At 40.5% G+C, this 22262-nt stretch carries 23 protein-coding genes; 5 read left to right on the top strand and 18 right to left on the bottom strand.

Annotation, left to right across the window (positions count from 1 at the left end; genetic code table 11):
- Positions 1-429: 429 nt before the first annotated feature.
- From AC2TF5_RS07905 to AC2TF5_RS07880, 6 genes are all read right to left on the bottom strand, one after another.
- Positions 430-861, bottom strand: a complete 432-nt coding sequence (locus AC2TF5_RS07905; RefSeq protein WP_491301630.1) for a GNAT family N-acetyltransferase — start codon at positions 859-861, stop codon at positions 430-432.
- A gap of 279 nt (positions 862-1140) precedes the next feature.
- Positions 1141-1746, bottom strand: a complete 606-nt coding sequence (locus AC2TF5_RS07900) for a GNAT family N-acetyltransferase (RefSeq protein WP_491301629.1) — start codon at positions 1744-1746, stop codon at positions 1141-1143.
- Between the two features lie 238 nt (positions 1747-1984).
- Positions 1985-2383 carry a hypothetical protein gene (locus AC2TF5_RS07895; protein WP_491301628.1) on the bottom strand — a complete coding sequence of 133 codons (399 nt, stop codon included), beginning with the start codon at positions 2381-2383 and terminating at the stop codon, positions 1985-1987.
- A gap of 247 nt (positions 2384-2630) precedes the next feature.
- Positions 2631-3152, bottom strand: a complete 522-nt coding sequence (locus tag AC2TF5_RS07890) for a GNAT family N-acetyltransferase (RefSeq protein ID WP_491301627.1) — start codon at positions 3150-3152, stop codon at positions 2631-2633.
- An 88-nt stretch (positions 3153-3240) separates the two neighbouring features.
- On the bottom strand, positions 3241-3693 hold the full coding sequence (locus AC2TF5_RS07885; protein ID WP_491301626.1) for a GNAT family N-acetyltransferase: 453 nt from the start codon (positions 3691-3693) through the stop codon (positions 3241-3243).
- A gap of 220 nt (positions 3694-3913) precedes the next feature.
- Complete coding sequence (locus AC2TF5_RS07880) at positions 3914-4135, bottom strand: helix-turn-helix domain-containing protein (RefSeq protein ID WP_491302838.1); 222 nt, start codon at positions 4133-4135, stop codon at positions 3914-3916.
- Positions 4136-4288: 153 nt separating this feature from the next.
- On the opposite strand from AC2TF5_RS07880, the gene AC2TF5_RS07875 reads away from it, so the two are divergent.
- Positions 4289-4570 carry a hypothetical protein gene (locus AC2TF5_RS07875; RefSeq protein ID WP_491301625.1) on the top strand — a complete coding sequence of 94 codons (282 nt, stop codon included), beginning with the start codon at positions 4289-4291 and terminating at the stop codon, positions 4568-4570.
- 57 nt (positions 4571-4627) lie between these two features.
- Here AC2TF5_RS07875 and AC2TF5_RS07870 read toward each other — a convergent pair whose 3' ends face one another.
- From AC2TF5_RS07870 to AC2TF5_RS07855, 4 genes are all read right to left on the bottom strand, one after another.
- On the bottom strand, positions 4628-5029 hold the full coding sequence (locus AC2TF5_RS07870; protein ID WP_491301624.1) for a hypothetical protein: 402 nt from the start codon (positions 5027-5029) through the stop codon (positions 4628-4630).
- A gap of 256 nt (positions 5030-5285) precedes the next feature.
- Positions 5286-5747 carry a GNAT family N-acetyltransferase gene (locus tag AC2TF5_RS07865; protein WP_491301623.1) on the bottom strand — a complete coding sequence of 154 codons (462 nt, stop codon included), beginning with the start codon at positions 5745-5747 and terminating at the stop codon, positions 5286-5288.
- Positions 5748-6469: 722 nt separating this feature from the next.
- The gene (locus AC2TF5_RS07860; protein WP_491301622.1) at positions 6470-6931 is read right to left on the bottom strand and encodes a DUF6896 domain-containing protein; all 462 of its coding nucleotides are present in this window, start codon (positions 6929-6931) and stop codon (positions 6470-6472) included.
- A gap of 36 nt (positions 6932-6967) precedes the next feature.
- A complete protein-coding gene (locus tag AC2TF5_RS07855) occupies positions 6968-7891 on the bottom strand; it encodes a DUF7638 domain-containing protein (protein WP_491301621.1) in 924 nt (307 codons plus the stop codon).
- A gap of 269 nt (positions 7892-8160) precedes the next feature.
- On the opposite strand from AC2TF5_RS07855, the gene AC2TF5_RS07850 reads away from it, so the two are divergent.
- Positions 8161-8394 (top strand): hypothetical protein, encoded by a 234-nt coding sequence (locus tag AC2TF5_RS07850; protein ID WP_491302837.1) that lies wholly within the window; start codon positions 8161-8163, stop codon positions 8392-8394.
- An 860-nt stretch (positions 8395-9254) separates the two neighbouring features.
- Here AC2TF5_RS07850 and AC2TF5_RS07845 read toward each other — a convergent pair.
- The 8 genes from AC2TF5_RS07845 to AC2TF5_RS07810 form a co-directional block, all read right to left on the bottom strand.
- On the bottom strand, positions 9255-9539 hold the full coding sequence (locus AC2TF5_RS07845; RefSeq protein WP_491301620.1) for a hypothetical protein: 285 nt from the start codon (positions 9537-9539) through the stop codon (positions 9255-9257).
- Between the two features lie 1195 nt (positions 9540-10734).
- Positions 10735-10920, bottom strand: a complete 186-nt coding sequence (locus tag AC2TF5_RS07840; RefSeq protein WP_491301619.1) for a hypothetical protein — start codon at positions 10918-10920, stop codon at positions 10735-10737.
- A gap of 233 nt (positions 10921-11153) precedes the next feature.
- Complete coding sequence (locus AC2TF5_RS07835) at positions 11154-11654, bottom strand: NUDIX domain-containing protein (protein WP_491301618.1); 501 nt, start codon at positions 11652-11654, stop codon at positions 11154-11156.
- A 433-nt stretch (positions 11655-12087) separates the two neighbouring features.
- Positions 12088-12183 (bottom strand): competence inhibitor ComI, encoded by a 96-nt coding sequence (comI, locus tag AC2TF5_RS07830; protein ID WP_491301617.1) that lies wholly within the window; start codon positions 12181-12183, stop codon positions 12088-12090.
- A gap of 886 nt (positions 12184-13069) precedes the next feature.
- A complete protein-coding gene (locus AC2TF5_RS07825; protein ID WP_491301616.1) occupies positions 13070-13573 on the bottom strand; it encodes an NUDIX domain-containing protein in 504 nt (167 codons plus the stop codon).
- 213 nt (positions 13574-13786) lie between these two features.
- The gene (locus AC2TF5_RS07820) at positions 13787-14308 is read right to left on the bottom strand and encodes a HEAT repeat domain-containing protein (RefSeq protein WP_491301615.1); all 522 of its coding nucleotides are present in this window, start codon (positions 14306-14308) and stop codon (positions 13787-13789) included.
- A gap of 462 nt (positions 14309-14770) precedes the next feature.
- Positions 14771-15109, bottom strand: a complete 339-nt coding sequence (locus AC2TF5_RS07815; RefSeq protein ID WP_491301614.1) for a hypothetical protein — start codon at positions 15107-15109, stop codon at positions 14771-14773.
- A gap of 144 nt (positions 15110-15253) precedes the next feature.
- Positions 15254-17830: an adenosylcobalamin-dependent ribonucleoside-diphosphate reductase gene (locus AC2TF5_RS07810; RefSeq protein ID WP_491302836.1), complete on the bottom strand. Its 2577-nt coding sequence runs from the start codon at positions 17828-17830 to the stop codon at positions 15254-15256.
- A gap of 432 nt (positions 17831-18262) precedes the next feature.
- Between AC2TF5_RS07810 and AC2TF5_RS07805 the strand changes: the two genes are divergently transcribed.
- From AC2TF5_RS07805 to AC2TF5_RS07795, 3 genes are all read left to right on the top strand, one after another.
- Complete coding sequence (locus AC2TF5_RS07805) at positions 18263-20017, top strand: DEAD/DEAH box helicase (protein WP_491301613.1); 1755 nt, start codon at positions 18263-18265, stop codon at positions 20015-20017.
- 1 nt (position 20018) lies between these two features.
- Entirely contained in the window at positions 20019-20978 is a 960-nt protein-coding gene (locus AC2TF5_RS07800; RefSeq protein ID WP_491301612.1) for a YqhG family protein, read from the top strand.
- A 146-nt stretch (positions 20979-21124) separates the two neighbouring features.
- Entirely contained in the window at positions 21125-22216 is a 1092-nt protein-coding gene (locus AC2TF5_RS07795) for a hypothetical protein (protein WP_491301611.1), read from the top strand.
- Positions 22217-22262: the final 46 nt, after the last annotated feature.

Raw genomic sequence — 22262 nt, 5'->3', positions numbered from 1 at the left:
TACCCTATTCCTCTATGAAGGCGCTCAATTTTCATTACAAGCAATTCTGGAAAGTAATATATATCTTCAAGGATTTAAAGATGCCTTACATCTTTATAATGAATTACATATCTCAAGGAATTAAGAGCCCTCAAGGCTCTTAATTTTTTGACCCTGTCGTATAACGTTTCCATGTTCACGACGTCATTAACCTTAAGCTGCTCGTGTCGTGCGTCTAGCACGATCTCGGCCGGCCGCGACCGCGGTTAGGTGAATGGGATGTGTCGCTTGATTACGCTTCATTGAAATCCATCCGGCGACCGAGGGGGCTTGCCCATAATGCTTGAACATATTGTTATCTGAAGTTAACAACCCCTTTGATTCACTCGCAAAAAAATGTTTCATTGCCTTTCTAAGGTCTTATAATATATTGCTATTAGTATCTTTGGTTTATAATTTCTTTTGAAGTAATACTTCTTCCTTTCTAGAAAATCTTGATTTTTCATATGTCTTTATAGCAATTTCATTTTTTTTGCCTGTTAGAACGTTTACACTGGTAACACCTCGTGCTCTAAGTTCTTCCTCTAAAAAAGCAATTAATAAAGTTGCCAATCCTCTTCCCCGAGCAACCTCTGTAATATACAATTCTGTGATTTCCCCTTGGAAACCACGGTAACAAAACGATTTAAAATATTGTGCACACGCAAATCCAACTGGCAGATCGCCAATGATGGCCAAAGCAATCAGTTCATTCGATAAAGCAAGATTATCTTTTACTTCATTAATGGACATTCCTACTCCATTAAAAGCATCATTGAGCATAACAAGATCTGCTGCATCATTTGTGTTCGCCCATCGGATATTAATGTTCTTTTCTTTCATAGCGTGACCTCCAATAATACTAGAGTTATAGATCTACTAAGTCTTTAATGGATATAGTTTCGTTAATTTCGGATAACCTTCAGGCATTCACGAACCCTCACCAACTTAAGGCCGACAGGCCGGGTACGACTGCGATTTAGTCGGTGTAGGGTTGTCCGCTGAAATCCCTTCCCCGAAATGCCTTTTGCGGACCGAGTTCGGTAGCAGCCGACCGATGCGTGAATGCAATTTTATAAGATGCCAACGCCTTTGGAGCTTTACAATAACTCAATTCTCCACTTAACTAACTTCATTTATAAATGCATAAACTGGATAGTCTTCTTTAACTTCAAAACCTAATTTTATAGCTAACTTGTGAGAGGGTGTATTCTGATGGGTCGTCTCCCATAATGGAAACATACTATTGTGTAATAAATGATCTATTAATTTGATTGCAGCTAATGTTGCGTAACCTTTTCCTCTCTGTTCATGAACAAACGTATCTATGTCTATAAAATATTCATTATTATAGACAAATCCATTATTTCTACAGATTGTAATCAATTCGTGTCCCTTTCTGATTTCAACTCCAGGATAAGATTTAGTTAAGAACCTTTCATCAACGTATATTAAATTCCGATATTCTTCTGGCAGTATCTCAAATTCCAATAAGTTAACTTCAATATCCTCAATTGGCTGAGAAAATGTTTCCTTGATAAGCTTAAATTTATCCAAGTTCAAGGTGTAGACTGATTCATAATGTTTATCTACTTTAACAAGGTCTAATCCATCGAGAAAAAGTTCATCCCAGCATTTAATATCAGAAGCATAAATTTCAAACCAATTTACATTACGTTGTTTAAAATCTGGAATGACTACGTCATAAATAAAACGATTGAGTTTCATCTTTTCCTTCTCGCTATTCTTTTATAGCGGGGATTTCTTATAACGTTCCAGTATTGAAGATGCCTCACCACCTTAAGCCCCAAAGAGGCGACCGCGATGCGGTTAGGTGGTACAGTTGTGTTCGCCTGAATCTTGCTCCCAGCTTCATCCTCATCGGGCGAACCAAGGAGCCGCCAGGCTCATCAGCGTGAATATATTGTATATGACGTTCAAAACCTTCGAAAGCAAAGGCTAATAATCATTCCTTTAAATTTCTTGTGATAATCTCAAAATTTTTAGCTAATACCCAGCCATTCATCCCATACGATGACATTAAAATAATATATTTATATTGGCCTTCACTTAATAATCTTTCTATCTCTTCAATAGATTCAAACATCATTGGCCAACCATAGTTTTTATTTCTTTCTAATAGTTCTGAATTATCTTTAATAAAATGACTAATCTCCGATTCAATAATATCAAGAATAATGCTGCCCTTTAATTGTTGTTCAAACATATGACTAAATACATCAGTAAAAACAATATCAGTTTCTTCTACTAATCTTGTATCATCATATTTTGTATGTATTGTTATTTGATCATTTTGCAAATCTACTTTATACGATAATATTTCATTGTCATGTACCATCGACATAATTGATCTCTCCCTTAAGCTCTTGTGGGAATGTCATATAACGTTCTTGTATCGCGGATCCTCACTGGCTTAAGAAGCGGCAGCGCCGAGTCCAACGGACTTAGCCTCGCAGGGTTGTTCGCTGATTTAACTTCGATGCTTACCACTTCTTGCGAACCAAGGGCAAAGTCCGCAGCGTAGATACATTGTTATCTGATTTCGGTGCCTTCTCAGAATTGCTTGCAATATTGCTTATCTTATGATGTTCTTAATCATTTTCAATCCAATATCTTTGTATTACTGTTCCGTCCACTATGTCTTCGGAATCTAGCCTTCCACTATTCTTTATGATAGTCCTTGCTGATCCTATATTGTCTTTATCGCATGTTACTAATACTTTTCTAATGCCTTGTACTTTGGCTTTGACTAACGCCATGGCCAATAATCGAGAAGCATTCCCTTTCATTCTCTCACTCGGTCTTATTCCGTATCCAATATGCCCACCAATATTAAGTAATTGCTCATTCAATTCATGTCTTATATTGGTTGCACCTAGTACTCTTCCTTCATTATTCACTAATAAGAAAGTCGAACTGTTTACTTTATTTTTATCTAGGTCTTTTCTAGTTTTTAATTTATGTACCTCTTCTAGAAACGAATTAAAATTACTGCAATCGAATCTCAGTACGAACGGAATCATTCTCTCACCAGTGCTTCTCCATTCATTAATCATGTCTAGATACTCATCTTGATATTCTAAAGAAGGTTCAATTAACTTCAATTCATCCATAAATGATCTCCCTTATTTATAGATTTGCACCGGTTTCATATAACGTCTCTTGCATTCACCGGCATCTCGAATTCATCTACATTTATCTTTATAATTTCAAGCAATAAAGAACTTCGTCGTCTACGACTTTCCCTGTATTTTCAAATCCAAATTGTTCATATAGTTTTTTTGCAGAATGGTTTTCTGGATCAAACGATATAAATATTTCAGAGCATTCCTTGTTCTTACTCATCTCTTTAATGATTAGACTTAGTGCCTTTCTACCGAAACCTTGACGTTGAAATTTATAGTCAATCATAATACGGCATAATTCAAAACAATTATCCTCTTCTGAATATCCATACATTGTAAATCCCACCATGGTATCTTCACTATAAATCGCTTTTGTTATCCATCCTTTTTCTATCTTTGATTGTGCAATCGAAACTGCATTTGAAGCTACAAATTTCTCTACAAGGTAATGATTTTTATCAGGATCCGTCGTTAGAAAAATACATTCTAACCAGTTTGTTTGGTCTATGTCCTTTAATAAAACTTCCACGAGCTCGCCTTCTCTCTAATGTTTTATCGGAAATTGCAGATAATGTTTCCGCCATCTACGACGCGACCCGGCCTTAGATAGCTATTATCTTAGGCCGGGTCGTGTGTTGTCTGAATATGCTTTGCGTTTAATTCGACTACCAAGGGGCGAATTCCCCGCGCAGCGTAGATGCAATGTTACGACGGGGCCCTTCTTTGAGTACACCTTCAAAATTTATGTATCATTCATTATCGGGTGTGTATTCTATCAAATCTGATAACTTACAATTAAATGTATCGCACAGTTTAATAAGCGTTTCTAATTTTGTTGTTTCAATGCTTGTTTCTCTATATAATTTGTTGATAGAATTCCGACTCAACCCTGATCTGGTCATTAACTCTGTTATATCATCGATTCTATGCTCGGCCATAAGCGTTCTAATATTACATCTTATCAGATTTATTCCCTCCCTTCCTATCATAACTATATTATCTTCCAATTTTATATTCTTCAATTAAAAATCACTATTTAACCTTATAGAGTCAATATTTAACTTTACATTTAACCTTTTGAGGTTATATAATAACTTCATAAAGTTAATCGAAGGGGTGTAATAATGATTAATTCGTTAGAGGTCATAGTGGATCCACTAATTCGCAATCGTCTAGAATCGCTATACAATGATCTTAAAAAATCAAAACCCGATTACATACATCTATCTTTAGAATGCGACCAACACTTTAAACAAATTCGGGAATCCCTCCCTGAACATCTAAAACACACCCTATTTCTTTATGAAGATGCTCAGATTTCTCTTCAGTCCATCCTTGAAAAAAATATTTATTTACAGGGATTTAAAGACGCACTTAACCTCTCTGATGAATTACGTAACTCATAATTTGAGAGTCTACTGACTCCCATTTTTGTTCTTTGGCTAATTTGTTACCTACTGCTCTTATTTCTTTAATCTTAATTCGAATTCTTGACATGCGATAACGAAAACGTCGTCATATGTATATATTACATATTGCTTTAACTCCAGATTTCTTGCATTCTTTATATCTCTAAGTATTTTTGTATTAAATATTTCCCCAAAACTACTACTTTCATTGTATGGATTATCAAACATCTGTAAACTTACATCTAACTCAACCATATTAAAGTAATAAACTTTCTTGAATAGCAATTCGTATCCAATAAACTCATCATCATCTGATTCTGTACATAATTGCCCATTTATCTCACCAATTAATTTAACTTCATTCTTTTGATAATTGAATTGAATATCATCAAGGAAGATCGCGTCTCTTCCATGAATTTCACCTAATTCGGTTTTTATAGCTTTGATTTTTTCCATCTCTTTCATACCTCTCAGATTTATCTTAACCAATATTATTATCAGAATTTCAGATAACGTTTCGCATTCCTGACGTCTAAGCGGCTTATGTGACCGGAGAGAACGGAGCGTCAGACTTAGCCGATTGGCTATGTCGCCAGATTACTTCTCCGAAAATCCTCTCGGTGACCGAGGAGCCTTAGCGACGACGCAGGAATGTAATGTTAGCTGATGTTAACGACCTCTTCGAGTAACATAGCACAAAGTTCCCTATAGTTTATTTTAACTTCAGCTTATATATAATCTCTCCATCTTGATTCTCTTTATCTTGATTAACAAATCCTAATTTCTCGTAAAGCTTTCTAGCATGATCATTATTTTTTTCGATTGTTAGAGAGATTACTTCGCATTGTCTGTGCATTTCCTGAATGAATTCTAATATTCTTTTTAGAGATTGTGTTCCTAATCCCATCCCTTGATATTCCTTGTCTATTTGAAAGCCGCCGATCCAGTAATTATTCGTACTATTAGGTGTATAGGAAAGATAGAAAAATCCGAATGTTTTATCATCCTTGCACAAAATATATGGATCAAAAGCCTCATCCCACGGTTTTATATAAGCCCATGCTAAAGATTCGATAACAGAAGGTACAAACTTCTCTTGTGATTTTAGTAAAGATATCGAGAGCGATTCTTCCCAATTATTTCTATCAATTGGTTCTATGCGGATTAGTTTCATTTTTTTATTCCTTTCGATTTTCCATTACAATTTCGTTGATTTCAGATAACGTTTGTGTGTTACGACGTCCACCGACTGCGAACGACAGTGAGCAGCCGCGATGCGGTTAGGTGTTAAGTAAATAGATAGTTGGTAAATACCCAATACGTCCTAGTCCTGTATTTGGGAAATTAAGTATTAAAAGTGTGATTGTAAGTATTGAAGGTGACATTGCTAGCAAATATTTATCAAGGATATTCCCTAACCAAAAGTACTTCAAATTAGCACTAGGCAGTCCAAAAAATGATGTATTACAATCAGTGCATATGTGTAGATAAGGAATAATAAAAGGAAATAATGCAATCAACGCTCCATAATCAATGGCACCCGTAAAAAAGTAAAAAGACAAAAATATGTAAATGGAAAGTAATAGTCTTGTTTGTAACGAGCTCAACTGTTTTACATTAATACTTTGACAACTAGAACAGTTTTTCATATTTCCACCTCTTCAAAAGTCAAAGCAAACAAACATGACTAATATTATAGTCCTTAAGGCTTTCGTGTAATTTCCCATAACGTTATTGTATTCACGACGTCCGACGAAGTCGGATGTGTCCGGATGTCCAGCTTCTCTGAAGCATCTGGAAATATCGCGAGTCATGTTACCCTAACAGGACAACAAAAACATTTCTGCACACAAGCACATATGTAGTGCTTCATTGTTTTAGCAAATTTATTTCATTCTAAAGAATCTTTCTGTATTCAACACCATGAATATGTATTAGCATTTTTCGCTCTTCTAATGCCTCAAAAAAGTTCAACATATCACCAAATGGATTTTCGAAATATTGAATTAAGTGTTTAAGATTCTCAGTTGATTCCAAGAAGTTGTAAAAAAAATAGGGGTCAACGTTTCCAATATCGTCTATACCTCCGAGAGAAATTTCCAATTTTTGACCAGTTTCTAAATTCTCAAACATGCAGTGCTCTCCATGAACATCAAAGTACCAATTACCGGTTAAATGTTCTTCACCGTTTAGTAATTCCGCATTTGAAAGTAAGTAGTAACTTCCTTTTATGATCTCTGATTTTTCAAGCTGGTTAGTTTCCAATATTAATTTGTCAATGAGTTCTTGTGCAATTACTTTATAAGTGTCCATTGCTGCCAATAAAGCATCTATCGTTTCTTTTGTTAGTGAGTTCATACAATACCAATCCTTTTTTCTGACTTTAGGAATTACTTATACTTCACGTTTCTCTTTTGATCTATAAATAATTCTTTGATAATCCAAATCTTTAGAATCCATATCTCCTAAATACATTCGTTCGTGTTCAGGGACTAGTTCATATTTTTCCTTTAGATATGCTCTATTGAACTCACTTGGATTAGCGAGATAGTTAAAGTACGCTTCTCTACAAATTTCTAATGTTGTTTTGTCTCCTTTTATTTCTGTATACATGTCTAAGAGTTCTTTTAGTTTTTCATCTAAGTTTGATGCATATAACACTTCTGAAAAGGTAACCTGACCTAATTCTGAAATAAAAACTTCTGTTGGATGATTAAATTCAGTGAACAATATTCTGTTATTAAATAATTCAACAACTTCTTCTAGTTGATATATTTTTTCGAAACTAGAATTGTAAATACCAACTAAACCATTTTCATAAATCACTAAATTAACCAAATAATTCGTTTCATTATATCTCATGAAAATAAAATAGCCTTTTCCTTCAATCGTTTCATAGAACATTTCACGCACAACATAAAAATCAACAGCACTTGGCGAATGCAAGATCTTTCTAGTTTCAAACAACTTTTTTTCTGACTTTGTGATCGTATATATATTTTCAAATTCAGGATTCAGTATTTTTATTCTGTTCTCAATAAATTGGTAATATGTATTCTTATTAAAATTCCAAATAGCAGACTCAACTTTATACTCCCCTAACCCATGAACCGATAGAGTTTCGCCTGTAGGAACTGTCGGTGTCAACCAACCAGAATTGATTTTTACTTTGAGTCCTTTCAAATCCACAAGTTCCCAACAATTTGACATGCCGTCTTCATAGATATCAACGTTAATATAGAAATAATGGCCACCATTATTTATGATACCAGGAACTGTAGTTCCTTCTATTTCTTTTTTTCTGCGAATTCTTTGCAAACTTATCACACCTCAGACATTTATATTCTATTTTGCGGGGATTTCTTATAACGTTCTCGTATTCACGAATCCTCACTGGCTTAAGTGAGTGTTAGCGAACGGGTCCGACGAACTAGCCAGTGCAGGGCTAGGGCTGTCTGCTGATTCAACTACCCGAAAATACTTCTGCAGACCAAGGGCGTCAGCCCGCAGCTGAATACGGCGTTCCTTATAAGAAGGACAACCCTCGATCAACATTCCTTAACCTATTCTTTCTCAATCATCTTTGGATTCACCAACTTAATTTTTTTAAAGGCTTTGGTGATTTCATGCAAATTTCAAAGGAATCAATACAGTACTTCAATACAATCCGAAAATCTCTACCTGATAACCTCCAACATACCCTATTCCTCTATGAAGACGCTCAATTTTCATTACAAGCAATTCTGGAAAGTAATATATATCTTCAAGGGTTTAAAGATGCCTTACATCTTTATAATGAATTACATATTTCAAGGAATTAAGAGCCCTCAAGGCTCTTAATTTTTTGACCCTGTCGTATAACGTCCCTGTATTCACGAACCCGAGAACCTTAAGGCTCCGCCAGGAGCCGCCGCGACCGCGGTTAGGTTCGCAGGGTTGTCCGCCTGATACTGCTTCCCTGCCTATAACTCCGGGCGGACCAAGGGTCGACGCCAGTCGACCCGCAGCGTGAATACTATGTTGGTATTCTCAGTTCATACCCGACTGGTTCGGGGATGAACTTTTTCTTTATACTGGAGAAAACACCGGGCTGAACCCCAAGTCCCGGTAAGTGAGTCCGTTCAACAACTCCGTGTAATTTGTCGTCAATATCAGCACTGGATGGGCTTATATGCTAAGACTCAGCTTCATTTTCGTGCTGTTCTCGATCTTCTCTTTCCGGGATATGACAAGGCTTTTCACAAGGTCTGCAATCGAACTTCTCTGGAATTATTATCCCGTTACCCTACCCCTTCTGAGCTTTTAGCTGCAGAGCGTGAGGAGATTATTACGCTGCTATTGTCCAATCGCCGTGGTCGAGCTTGGAAGGAATCTAAGCTTCAGGAGTTACTTGAAATCGCTAGACACAGCCTCCCAGATCTTCATGCGATTCAAGCCCAGAGAGTAGTTCTTATGCAATATATCCATCTTCTTAAGACTTACCAGGATTGCATACTCTTCTGGGTAGGTCTATTTAGGTATGCTTACTTTTAATACACGAAATTATTTTATTGATAGAGTTGACTTTGATTAGCTGGTTTATATGATGCCTACGCCTTCTTCGTATTAATTTCAATCAATATTTAATATACCTATATTAGTTTTTCCAGATATCTGGGTTCGTTGCGTGTAATTTAATTTGTCAGTCAAGATTTCTTCTACCCTTGTAAAGAATCTTTTTTGCCCTCCAAATACCCTGAAGTTCTTCAAATGTAGCTTTTCTTGTCACACTCCAAAATTCCCCAAACAAATGCATAGTTCGTATATATCCCTTATCAACTTCAACTGGAAAAGAATCTTGACATTCCTTTCTCTGACAAAGTATTTGTTTGGCTTGTGCAATTTCTTTTTCGAAATCTTCATCCGCACGAATAATCTTTTGTTTTCCACAGGATTGACATTGAATTTTTATTTTGATTTTTATCATCTCCAATTTCGTATTTAAATTGATCCTTGTTTATTTCTATCATGATTGCGTAGGTTTCATATTACGTTCTGCATTTACGATGCCGACGTAGTCGGTGCGTCCCGGTATACGCTTCCTTGCTTCTTAACTTCCGGGATCAAGGGATGGCAAAGCCGGACCGCAGCGTAAATGTTATGTTATATGCTGTCGAGTCTTCTTAGACTTTTCTAATCAAATGTTTTCAATCTTTATAATCTTGTTCATCTTTATAGAGGTTCGGACTTTATCGTGTTTATAGTCTTTCTATAATTTATAGTCTTGTCCGCTCTTGTCATCCTTTCTTTCACTTGTCTCCTTCAAATTTTTCGTATTCCTTTAGTTTTATCTTTATAACCATTCCTAACCAAATAAATAGAGATGGGATAAGTGATGCTATGATAATTGCTTTTGGTGGACTATAGAGAAACTCCGATAAAGTAAAATATTCGTATATCTTTAAAATTGGGATAAAGTTTGAATATTGGTAGAAATAATAAATTACCCATACTAAATATGATAAGAATGAGCCATCATCTAATCCTAAACAGAGTAACCATACTACAAATCCTAATAGTGAGACAAAAGAAACAGAAAAAAGATTTTTTATAGAATTACGATAATCTATTAGTGGAAAAAAGTAACCAAAAAGAGAATAAAGAACGCTTATTACCACTAGAGTAATAGAAGCACTGACTAGACTAAATTCCACCTTAAGAGAATATATAGGAATAAATAATAAGCAAATTACTAGATGTATTAATAGAGCCTTGAAATTATTAATAAAAACTCCTCCAATAATATAAATGTCTAATCTGCATGTAAGGCTTTTATTTCATACACGATCTAACTGCTCATGGTCTTGATTAGTCTGTTAAGTATTCATGCAAAAATACCAGGTTCGCAGGGTTATCTGCCTGAATCCACTTCCTCGAAATGCCTCGGGCAGATCAAGGGTTGTCAGCCCCGCAGCGTGAATATATTGTTATGCGATGCCAACCACTTCAATGAGTTACTACAAGATTTTTGAATATTGCACTTAATTATTATCCAATATATATTATGATATCTTCATCTTTAAATTCTTCTACTAATTTCCCTGTCAGATAGTCGATTCTTTTATTTAAATAATCAAAATCATCTCTATTTAAACTTGTTTTAGCCTACTCCCTTAGTAGATTCAGTTCATTAATAGAGCGGGAAGATCTTTCTTAATCAAATCTAAACCGGGGTCGAAAAAAGAAATTAACTCCAATTGCAACTCTTTGATTGCAGGGACCCAACATCTTTGAAAAAAAGTCTCCGTTGAGACAGGCACATAGAAATTACTATCTTTAGGCTCAATAATAATTGCTGCTACTGACAACAATTTCACCTTCTTTATATATCAATTCTATTTTTAATTGGTTGGTTTCGCATAACGTTCTCTGTGTTCCTGAACCCTTACTGCCTTAAGCCCCAAGGGCGGCCGCGACGCGGTTAGGCAGTGCAGGGTTGTCTGCTGTTTATGCTTCCTCGAAATTCCTCTGGCAGACCAAGAGGCACCAGCATCACAGCGGGAGCACGATGTTTTATGAAGGAAATGCCTTCTTCGAACTGCTAGAAAGTCACGGTTTCTTTAGTTGTTGCCCATTGTATTTGTGGATTTGATTCATTATTAGCCGTTATTGTTCCAACTAAAATGTCATCAAGATTTGGATTCTCTAAATAGTGTTCAATAGTAAATTTAATAATCTTTGACGTATGTAAATTTAATAACTCATTCTTATGTATCCAATATAATTCCCCTTCATCAGAAGAGATAAAGTTCATGTGCTTTGTTTCTCCAAAATATACGTATTGCTGTCGGATTTCCCCACTGTTATTCTCTATCAATATGTATTTCAATTTAAAGTTTTTAATCTCACTCTTTTTAAATCCCGTTTCCTCTTCAATTTCTCTATAGCTGGCCTTCATTGGAAAATTTAGTTCTTCATATTCAAGATGTCCTCCAATACCTCCCCAAAATTCAAAATTAAAGAGCTTACTCCTTGCTTTTTTCATCATCAATACTTTGTCATCGTTAATTAAAAATGCAGTTGCCATTTGTCTTACTTCCATGAATACCCTCCTCTGTCCAAAATTATTAATCTTTGCATTTCTTTCATATAACGTTATTGTATTCACGATGCCAAGAGGCTTAAAGCGCTCTGCGCGGGTCCGACGGACTTAGCCTCGCAGGGTTGTTCGCTGAATAAACTTCTCTGCTTACCTCATCTTGCGAACCAAGGTCCAAACGGACCGCAGCTTAGATGCAGTGTTATCTGATGGGGATGCCCTCTTCGAAATACTTTAAATATGTGTTAAAATGCCTTAAAACAATCTTTTCGATTTCATTTAATTCTTTGATACATCTTTTCAATTATGGTAATATATATTTAATAAAGACCAAGTGCGCTAACACTTGGTCCATACAATTGGCTTGGATGGGTAATCCCTTCTTAGTCATTACGATCGGAAACCCACCTTCGGCGGTCAACCTTAGGGTGGGTTTTTACTTTCTCTTGTTGCTATTATTGATGTAAGTTAGAAGAGCAAGAATAAATGATCCAAATAGGAACATTATCGTTAATGCATCCTTCACTTCCATGGCTTCACCTCCTTTCGAAGGGAAACCATGCCCACCCAAGATTCAATTGTAGATATATTTTACCTTTATTCACATCTACGTACAAGTGTTCTTATATATTGTTTTGATCCTATGTTTTTTATGTGGTTTTAATATGATTCGTAGCCCTATCGGATAACGTTTCTGTATCTACGAACCTGAGAGGCTTAAGGCGCATCGCGCCGGGTCCGACGGACTTAGCCCCGCAGGGTTGTGAGCTGAGTCCTCTTCACTGCCTACTACTCCTTACGAACCAAGGGCAAAGCACATGTCAAGGCCATCTTAGATTAACTAAATATTTCTTTTCTATATTACATCTTTGTTATTCGCTGAATAGGATCGTATTAATGGAAATTCTTCTGATTCAAATTTAAAGTATACATTGTCTTCGGACCAATCCCCCCAACCTTCAGCTTCAAAATTTGGAACGACAGACACATTATATCTTAAATCAAGTTTATTAATAAGCTTGCTTGTAACCTCTTCAATTCCCTTCGATTGATCTTTATTCACTTCGAATTTCTTATCTTTATTATCCGCTCTAAATAGCCGCTCTCTCCATAAGGGCGATACACTTACTGCGTACACAACATCTTCTAGATGCTCTTTATGTTTTTTCTTTCTTATTCTTTTATTTATATCAATTCCTCCTAGAAATACCTCAATTCTTAAATTTCACTCGCCTAGATTTCAGATAACGTTCTCGTATTCACGAACCCGAAAGGCTTAAGGCGCGTATGCGCCGGGTGGCTCCGCCACTTAGCCTTGCAGGGTTATCTGCCTGGTTCCACATCTCCGAAATTCCTCGGGCAAATCAAGGAGCCGAGTCAGGCGACGCGGTGTGAATACGATGAGATGGTGATGTCTTCTATGGGATACTCTCAAATGTCTTACTATAATATGGTTTTATTAATTGATCTGAAAAATATTCTTTAAAGAATTCATAGGTTGTTCTAGGGAATTTATATGACTTTAATGATTCTTCTGATTCATTTACTGTCTTCTTAATTTCATTAATTGGTAGCCATTCAATCCCGACCTGTCCAATATCAGCTTGTATGCTTCTTAATTCATTATTAAGGAATTGAGTGTTGCACTCATAAATAAAATCAATAGAATGAACTTCCTTCATAATGAAAGAGTATTCATGATTGCGAGATATGTATTCCCTTACACAAATTAAATTACTACTCGATATTTCAATACCTAGTTCTTCTATACATTCACGAATTAGTGCCTGTTCTAATGTTTCGTTCGATTCTTGAGCTCCTCCAGGTAGTGCATAATAAAGACCAATATAAGGTCTCTTTTTCTTAATTAATAAAAGCTTATCATCCTGAATAATCAGTGCTCTTACTGTATTTCGAACCATCTAGAATAATCTCCCACCATACAATGTTTTATAAATACATCACTTTCTCATAACGTCTCTTGTATTCACAAACCCGAGAGGCTTAAGGCGACGAAGTCGCCGGGTGGCTCGCCACTTAACCTCACAGGGTTGTTCGCTGACTTAACTTCTCTGCTTAACACTTCTTGCGAACCAAGGGTGTAGACCGCGATGTAGATACGGTGTTAACTGAAGTCATTGACTTCTTGCATTATCCGAATAAAAATTATAGTTTTTTAAATTACGAAGCACTTTAGTCAGAGTGTCGATCTTATTTTCATGCTTTTCAATTTCTTTTCGGTACTTTGATCCGTATTTCTTTTTAGTTTCTAATGGTACTTTATCAATTATTTGTTCGAGTAATAAGCAAGACTGTATACTAGCTTCTAGCTTATCTTCAAGGATAACCTCGAATAGTACATCAACATGTTCTGCATAGTTTAATGGCTCCAGTGAATATACAAGTGTACCCCTACTACCTTCTGTTCTTGGATCCTTAAGTAATTTTATTATTGGCACCACTGCTTCTTGACATTTCATATCCGACAATGTTATTGCTACATGATTCCTTAATATATTATTTGTAGTTGTCTGCAATACCTCTATTAAATCTTTTGTTAATGCTTTAGTTTTTTGCCTGACGACTAAGCTATCAATCAATTCAATTGCTTTATCTATATCATTATTATCTATATAGGTCTTTATATCATCTTTCATGTTTTCACCTTATCTTTTTAGATTTCAATGATTTCAGATAACGTCTTATCTACGAACTTCGTGAATACTTCCATACTACGCGTATTCCCGTACTTCGTAAACACTCCATTCATCAGGATATTTACGAACTCCCCTACTCAATACTCCCGCTTTCAATAATCCAACGGACTCTTAATCCGCCTAGCGTCTTTCACAGAAACATGAGTATAACGCTCTGTAGTTCGACTGCTTTGATGTCCGAGTAACTCTTGTATATATCTGAGATCTGTAGCGCTTGTTCGAACACCTTCTGCACAGATCGCTCCATTAAGTGACTTCCTAGCGACTGGCTCGGGAAAAGCCATTTTTTCGGTCTATTCTACTCCATATATTGTTGAAGCAGTTGATACGCTGTATCGGATAAGATCGTATATAGATCTTTCCGTCCCTTGCCTTGGCGAATAAGCTTGGAGTGAAACAGCCCTACCTGCGTACCTTTCGTTCCTCACCGAATCGCCGGATGTGTCCCAAGTAAGCTTTGATTGTCTTCGAGCTATATCCCCGCAGAGCTAATTGTTCTTTCAATTTTCTCTCTTGCTCGGGATTAAACAAATGAACTTCAATCAAATCCAGCTCACGCATATCTACCTCACTACTCTGCCTTGTCTTAATCCACTCACAAAAAGACTCCCCTTCCTGCTTTAAAAGTGAACTTACATGTAACTTTCCTTCAGAAAAGTCTCGGATTAGTTGTTCCACCGCCGCCTGCGTATATGGAATGGACCATTTCCTTCCTCCTACCTTCTTCGGTTTATCGTACATGCCACCAAATCAAGCAAAGTTTACAATCCGGCTATCCCCAACCACTACATCCCTCTAATATAAAAAAAGACCCGCAAGTCACTTTTGTGACCTGCAGGTCTCCGTTCTCCGAAGCCTTTTATTCAACTTCTCTAACCTTTTCCCTTAAGAACACTTGCTGTAACCGCAGTTGCTGCATGTTTTGCAACCTTCGATGTTAATCAGCGAAGCACCGCCGCAGGACGGGCACAGATCACGGGAAGTAGCAACATGGCTGCCATGACCGCCTTGTCCCTGGCCACCCAACTGCTCGGCAGGAGCCATCGTAGCAGCTACCGGAGCTGGATCATGTCCATGATCATCATGGATTCCGCTTGCCACATGGGTCTCCAATGCTTTTGCGACTGCATCCGCAATAGATTCCACACGGTTCGCGCCGAAGCCGATAGCCCCTGATCCGCCAATGCCTTTGAGATGCTTGATCAGCAGCTCCACCTTGTTACCATGGTCTCCGTAACGCAGGAACAAGGAGCAGACACGACCCAAAGCTTCAGCCATAGCGAACACATCCGAACCCGCTTTACCCACGTTCAGGAAGATTTCTCCCGGTGTGCCGTTCAAATCGTTGATCGTGATATACGCCATACCGAACGGCGTATTGATCTTGTAAGTCGCACCACGCAGTATTTGTGGACGACTCTTGTACTGCTTATCCAAACCGCTCTTGCTGGAAACAGCAGGTGCTGCCACAGTGCTTGCGGACTCATTCACCTGTACAACACTTTCTGGTACAGTAACAGGAGCTTCTGCTTTCTCTTCTTTTTTCTCCGTCTGTAGCACTTGAACATCACGGCTGCCGTCACGATAGATCGTTACACCTTTACAGCCCAAATCGAAGGCCAGCTCATACAGACGTTCCGTCTCTTCCACGGTGAAATCAGCCGGGCAGTTCGCCGTCTTCGAAATCGAGCTGTCCACCCAGCGCTGAATAACAGCTTGTGCACGAATATGATCCTCAGCGGATAGATCCATCGCCGTTACGAAGTAATCCGGCAGATTCTCGCCTGGATGGCTGTCGAGCCAATCCTGTGCAATCGGTACGAACTGCTCATCGAAGCCAAGACGGCTTTGACGGAAGTATTTAAAGGCGAAGTACGGTTCGATACCAGTAGATGTGCCAACCATTGTACCTGTGCTGCCTGTCGGCGCTTGAGTGATCACCGTTACGTTACGCGAGCCTTTCGAGCGCACCGCTTCTTCTACCTCTGGGAACGTTTCGGACATATTTTTCATAAATCCGCTTTGCAGGTAAAGCTCTGCATCGAACGCTTGGAAGGATCCCTTCTCTTCAGCGATATCCGCAGATGCCAGGTATGCTTCACGAGCGATAAACCCGTACAGTTTATCCAGGAATTCCAGCGATTCCGGACTTCCGTAACGGATATTCAGCTTGATCATAAGCTCTGCAAGACCCATTGTACCCAATCCTACGCGGCGTTCTTTTTTCTGATTAGCTTCATTTTCCGGGAAATGATACGGAGTGGTATCGATAACGTTATCCAGGAAACGAACCGAGTAACGAGTCGTTGTCGCCAGTTCATCCCAAGCCACATCATGATTTTCTTCATCATAAAACTTGGACAGATTCATCGCAGACAGATTGCACACACCCCAGCCTGGAAGCCCCTGCTCACCACATGGGTTCGTGCAGATGATCGGGTTGAAATACCAGCTGTTGGACATCTGATTGTAGTATTCCATGAACACTACGCCAGGCTCAGCCGATTTCCACGCGGACTCAATGATCGTATGCCAGATATCACGTGCCCTCACCGTTTTGTAAGTGATGACTTTACGGCCTGCTTTTTTCCACTTGTCCAAATCGCCATCCCAGATTTCATCATAATCCGGATCAGAAGTATCCGGGAATACGAGATCCCAATCCAAATCTTCCTTCACGGCCTTCATGAAATCATTGCTCACGCATACCGACAAGTTGGCATTGGTCACCTGACCCATCGTCTGCTTCACAGTGATGAAATCCATCACATCCGGATGCCAGTCGTTCATCATCAGCATGAGCGCGCCACGTCTGCTACCACCCTGCTCAATGAGTCCGGTTGTATAACTGAACAATCCACCCCAGGATACAGCACCGCTAGAAGATCCATTAACACCTTTAACAATCGAACGACGAGGACGGAGGGATGACAAGTTAATACCAACACCGCCACCGCGAGCCATAATTTCTGTCATCTCAGACAGTGTTTCCATGATGCCGCCACGGCTGTCCTTCGGCGAAGGAATAACATAACAGTTGAACAGTGTCAGTTCGTCGCTTGCTCCCGCTCCTGCTGCAATACGTCCGCCCGGAACCAACTTCCAGTCATCAAGAATATGACGGAATTTAGCCTTCCACTCTTCCTGCAGTTCTGGCGTTGCTTCTGCCGATGCCATTGCAGCTGCCAAGCGGTCCCACATTTCCTCAGGTGTCTTCTCAATCGTCAGCGTCAGCTTTTCCACATCGGTCTCCACCAGCTCACCCTTACGGGTCTTCACTGTGACTACCCGGCCATCACGCTTCACAATCTCTCCAACTTCCTTGGTCGGGAACTTAGGATCATCTTTGGTAAGAACCAGAACCATATCGCCCACCTTGGCGTTATGGGAATTCGCGTCCTTCCACGCATACCTGTCCAAAAAGATCTTCTCACTTAAACCTTCCAGCCGCTGATTTTGCATCGTACTCAAGAGCAACTACCTCCTATATAAACAATAAATTCTATAAATCTGCGTTTAAGCCGCTATAAGTCCGGTCTATTACAACTTAACCCTATATGTATACCGGTTAAACGAGAAAACATAAGGTTTCACACCACATATTGTGGGCGAGATTCATTATACTACACTACATATGGTAAAACTATGCCTAAGATGTGAAATTTAAGGCTTGTACACCTTTCTGGAGGGCCCAGCCTTCCTTTTTCTTATTCTCTCTCCTTTTTTCGCCCATCTGTCTATGAAAAGAACTTGAAAAATCGCCAAATGTAGCATCCGTGCGACCTCACGGGTATTTTGGAACACGGTAAATATTCGGAAGGTTATGAAGTCTTCTTTTTTCGTCCATACTACACATACACCGTTGTCTGAAATCGACATCTAGGAGGAGATTTTGTGAACTACCAACCACCCGGTAGCCCGGGTTCTTTTAAGGATCCGCGTCTCCCTGTCCCACTCCATGTGGACCGCTCCTGGCTTGAAGATTTAGAGACCCGTCTCGACAAAGGCGGGCCATGGGGAGATTGGAGCCTGTCGCGGCTGGCTGTGCAGGGAGAACAATCCCGTCTGGTTACAAGCTTCGAAGAACTGCAGTGCTTGAAGCATATCGGCAGCCTTTCCCCGCTTCCGCATCAGACGGATACGGCGCGACGCGTGCTGTTCGAAATGTCCGGCAGAGCGATTTTGGCCGATGAGGTTGGCCTGGGAAAAACGATTGAAGCCGGTCTTATTTTAAAAGAATATATCGTACGCGGGCTAGTCTCCAAAGTGCTGATTCTAGTCCCCGCTTCACTTGTGTTGCAGTGGGTTCGTGAACTCAACTCCAAATTCGGCATTCCGGCAATCGCGCAAAAAAAAGCCTACTCCTGGGGCAACGATATCGTTGTTGCATCCATGGACACGGCCAAGCGCGATCCGCATCAGGAAATCCTATTAAATGAAGAGTATGACATGCTCATCATCGATGAAGCGCACAAACTGAAGAACAAGAAAACATCCAACTATCAATTCATACAGAAGCTGCGGAAAAAATACTGCCTTCTCCTTACCGCAACTCCCGTACAGAACGATCTCAGCGAGCTCTTCAATCTCATCACGCTGCTGAAGCCGGGACAGTTGGGACGACAAGGCGATTTCTCGGCCAACTTCGTTGTAGATAAACGCATGCCGAAGAACCAGGACCAGCTCAAGAACGAGCTGTCCAAGGTCATGATCCGCAACCGCCGGGGCGAAGGACCCGTGAAATTCACCAAACGGACCGTACGCAATGTCGGTCTCGAGCTTTCACCCGAAGAACAGTCATTATACGACGGGGTCACATCTTTCGTCAAAGATCAGTATCAGGCATCCGGGGGAAATTTAAGCAGTATGCTCTCACTGGTCACCCTTCAGCGTGAGGTGTGCAGCAGCCGAGATGCGGTCTTTGTCACGCTCGTCAACTTATCTAAGAAAATGCCCGAGGACTCCCCGCTGCGCGATAAAGTATGGGAGCTTGTCCACCTGATCAAAGCAATCAAGGCCAACACCAAAGCCGAAAAAGCCATTGAGCTGATCAAGCAAATGAACGAGAAAGTGATCGTCTTTACCGAATACCGGGCTACCCAGGAGTATCTGCTCAACTATTTCCGGGATCACGGTCTCGTGTCCGTTCCATACCGTGGAGGAATGAACCGCGGCAAGAAGGACTGGATGATGGACCTGTTCCGCGGAAAAGCACAAGTCATGATTGCGACCGAGGCTGGAGGAGAAGGCATCAACCTGCAGTTCTGTCACCATATGATCAACTTCGATCTGCCTTGGAACCCGATGCGGGTCGAGCAGCGGATCGGACGGGTTCACCGTCTCGGCCAGACGAACGATGTGCGGATCTTTAACTTGTCCACTGCCGGTACGATCGAGGAACATATTCTGAACCTCCTCCACGAGAAGATCAATATGTTCGAGATGGTCATTGGCGGTCTTGACGTTATTCTGGAACGGTTCGAGAAGAAAGAATCCATTGAAAAGAGTCTATACAAAATCATGCTCGAATCCGGCAGCGATGACGAAATCCGCAACCGGGTCAGTTCCCTTGGCGACTCGCTTCATCACATCAAGCGGGATATGGAACAAGAATCATCCGCAGAAACCTTAAGAGAGGAAGAAGCCTAACATGACCATGACGCCGCAGGAGGTGCAGCAGCATTTCATGGCCTATCTGGAAGCCACCGAATGCACCGTCATTGAAAAATCACCTGAGCACGTTACGGTCAAACTGTCCCCCCAAGCGGACAAAATGCTGACCAACCGCCCTTATTATTGGGGATTCGTGGAGCGAACCGGAGCACCGGCCGAGACACTGTCGTTCAGCTTTGTATTTGACCCGCCCAAATATGACGAGCGTTTAGCCAAACAAGTCGAATCCAGACCAATTTCACAGCCGGGGGGAGGACAGGACGCCCTCCTTTCCCGCTATTACGGCAGCGCTCCGGCTCTTCCGGTCATTGGGCCGGGACGGATTCAGCGGGAAGATATTATCTATGGCAACCGCAGACTCGCTCAAATCTGGGACGCCTCCCGTGAGGAAGGTAAATGCGTATACCTGTTCGAGCAGACCGGTGAAGTACAGCGTCCTAAAACACGCTCTGCCCCATACGAGCAGTGGCTCGGTATCTGCTTTAAGGTTGAGTTCAGCTGCGACTTGAAACGGGAAGAGCTTCATTTTCTCGGCATCTCCCTGTCCCGTAAGACCATTATAGATAACTTTCCTGCACAGCTGGAAGACCGTAACATGACTCCCCGTCTTCCTGAGAATGTCCATGTAAGGCCTGCTGCCTTAACACTGCCCCAAGCTGCCGCAATGCTGGAGGACTATTTAATCAGCAAGCTTGGCAAGTTGGATTACACCTGGGCGGAGCAAGCTCAAATCCGGCTTCAAGAGGAACTGGCTATCGTGGACAGTTATTACAAGGACTTGCTGAATGAACCCGACGAAGAGAAAAAGACGGCAATTCAAGAGCAGTATCAAAGCCGCCGTTCTGAAATGGAATGGCAGTATTCACCTAAAGTGAGTTTGTCCGCCATAACTTGCGGGCTGTTCCACCTGTGTTCGTCTAGTAACGGGACCTCTTGACCCGCATCAACAAAACAAGGCAAAAAAAGACCCGTTATTCAAGCCCTGAGCGCGACACCTTGTAACAGCCTTTTTAGGGCTTGTCCATTAAAATAAATCTAAATTACAAATTTCATATTTGTTGTTTCTTGGAAAGGCGGTTGCCTATGATAAACTTTTCATCCACATTAAGTATTAAAATAATTCGTGCCACTTTTTCAGCCATTCTGCTTGCAACAACTGCGCTTTCTTGTCTTCCATCAAACACAGCATTTGCAGCTTCAGCGCCAACCGACACTACGTCATCTAATACAGCATCATCTACAGCTTCCGTATCACAGTCCGGGTTATCCGAAATATCCCTCAAGCAAACAGCTTCCACAGCGGCAGAAATGGTTCCTAGCCGGCTTGAGGCATTCGCGGAACAGACGATTGGCGATCTGGCCGACCATTTGCCTTTCAAAAGCTGGCAGGATGCCAGCCTGGATTATACACCGCTTGGACCGGGTACACACAGCTGGCTTGTAACCATTGAAGACGGGGTTAAGCCTCTTGGTTACTTGATCATCACTTCAGACGATCTCGGAGGTTATATCCTAAGTGAGTACGGTATCGGATCCGATCTGCCGTATAGTCTCACTCCATTGGAAAATACACTCGCAGGGGCAGGCATATTAAAGGGAAAACCGCAAAACGGTAAAATTACGCTTAGCTCCCTCCCTCAGGGAAGCCAGGTAGAGGCGTTGTACAGTTCTATTTCTCCCTATTGGAAAATAACGCTCAAAGGGCAGACACCGGTCTATGTTCATGCTGTGACATACGATATTGTCCCTTCCCCACCAAACACAAAAACTCCGTTTATCTCAGGGAAGAAAAACGTTAAAACTTCGCTCCTGAATTCTTCTAGTGCTTGGACAGCCGCCTCCGTCATAACCACTCAAGGGGAACAGGACCCTTACCAAAACCTAATGTGGCTTAGTAAACCGACACTGTCCATTAAAAACGGAAATGATCTGATACAGCTGCTCCCAGAAGGAAGCCGAAAATCACTCATCTTTACGGCGGACAAGCAGAATGAAGCCTTCGGCGCCCCATTCAATCTTACGGGATGGCAGCGCTGGTCTCATCATGACAAGCTTGAATCCGAAGCGATTTATGTAACCGTACCGCAGCGGAATACCGACCTGATCCGTTTTGTACCCGCTGATAACTTGATCGGTCCGGGTAAATTCCGTGAGGAATCGAATTCATCAGAGTAACAGCCTCCATCCATCATCTCCATTTAGTTCACCAAGATCTTATTAA

The sequence above is a fragment of the Paenibacillus sp. JNUCC 34 genome (genome assembly GCF_058269055.1).
This window is presented reverse-complemented; position numbering and strand designations above follow the sequence as displayed.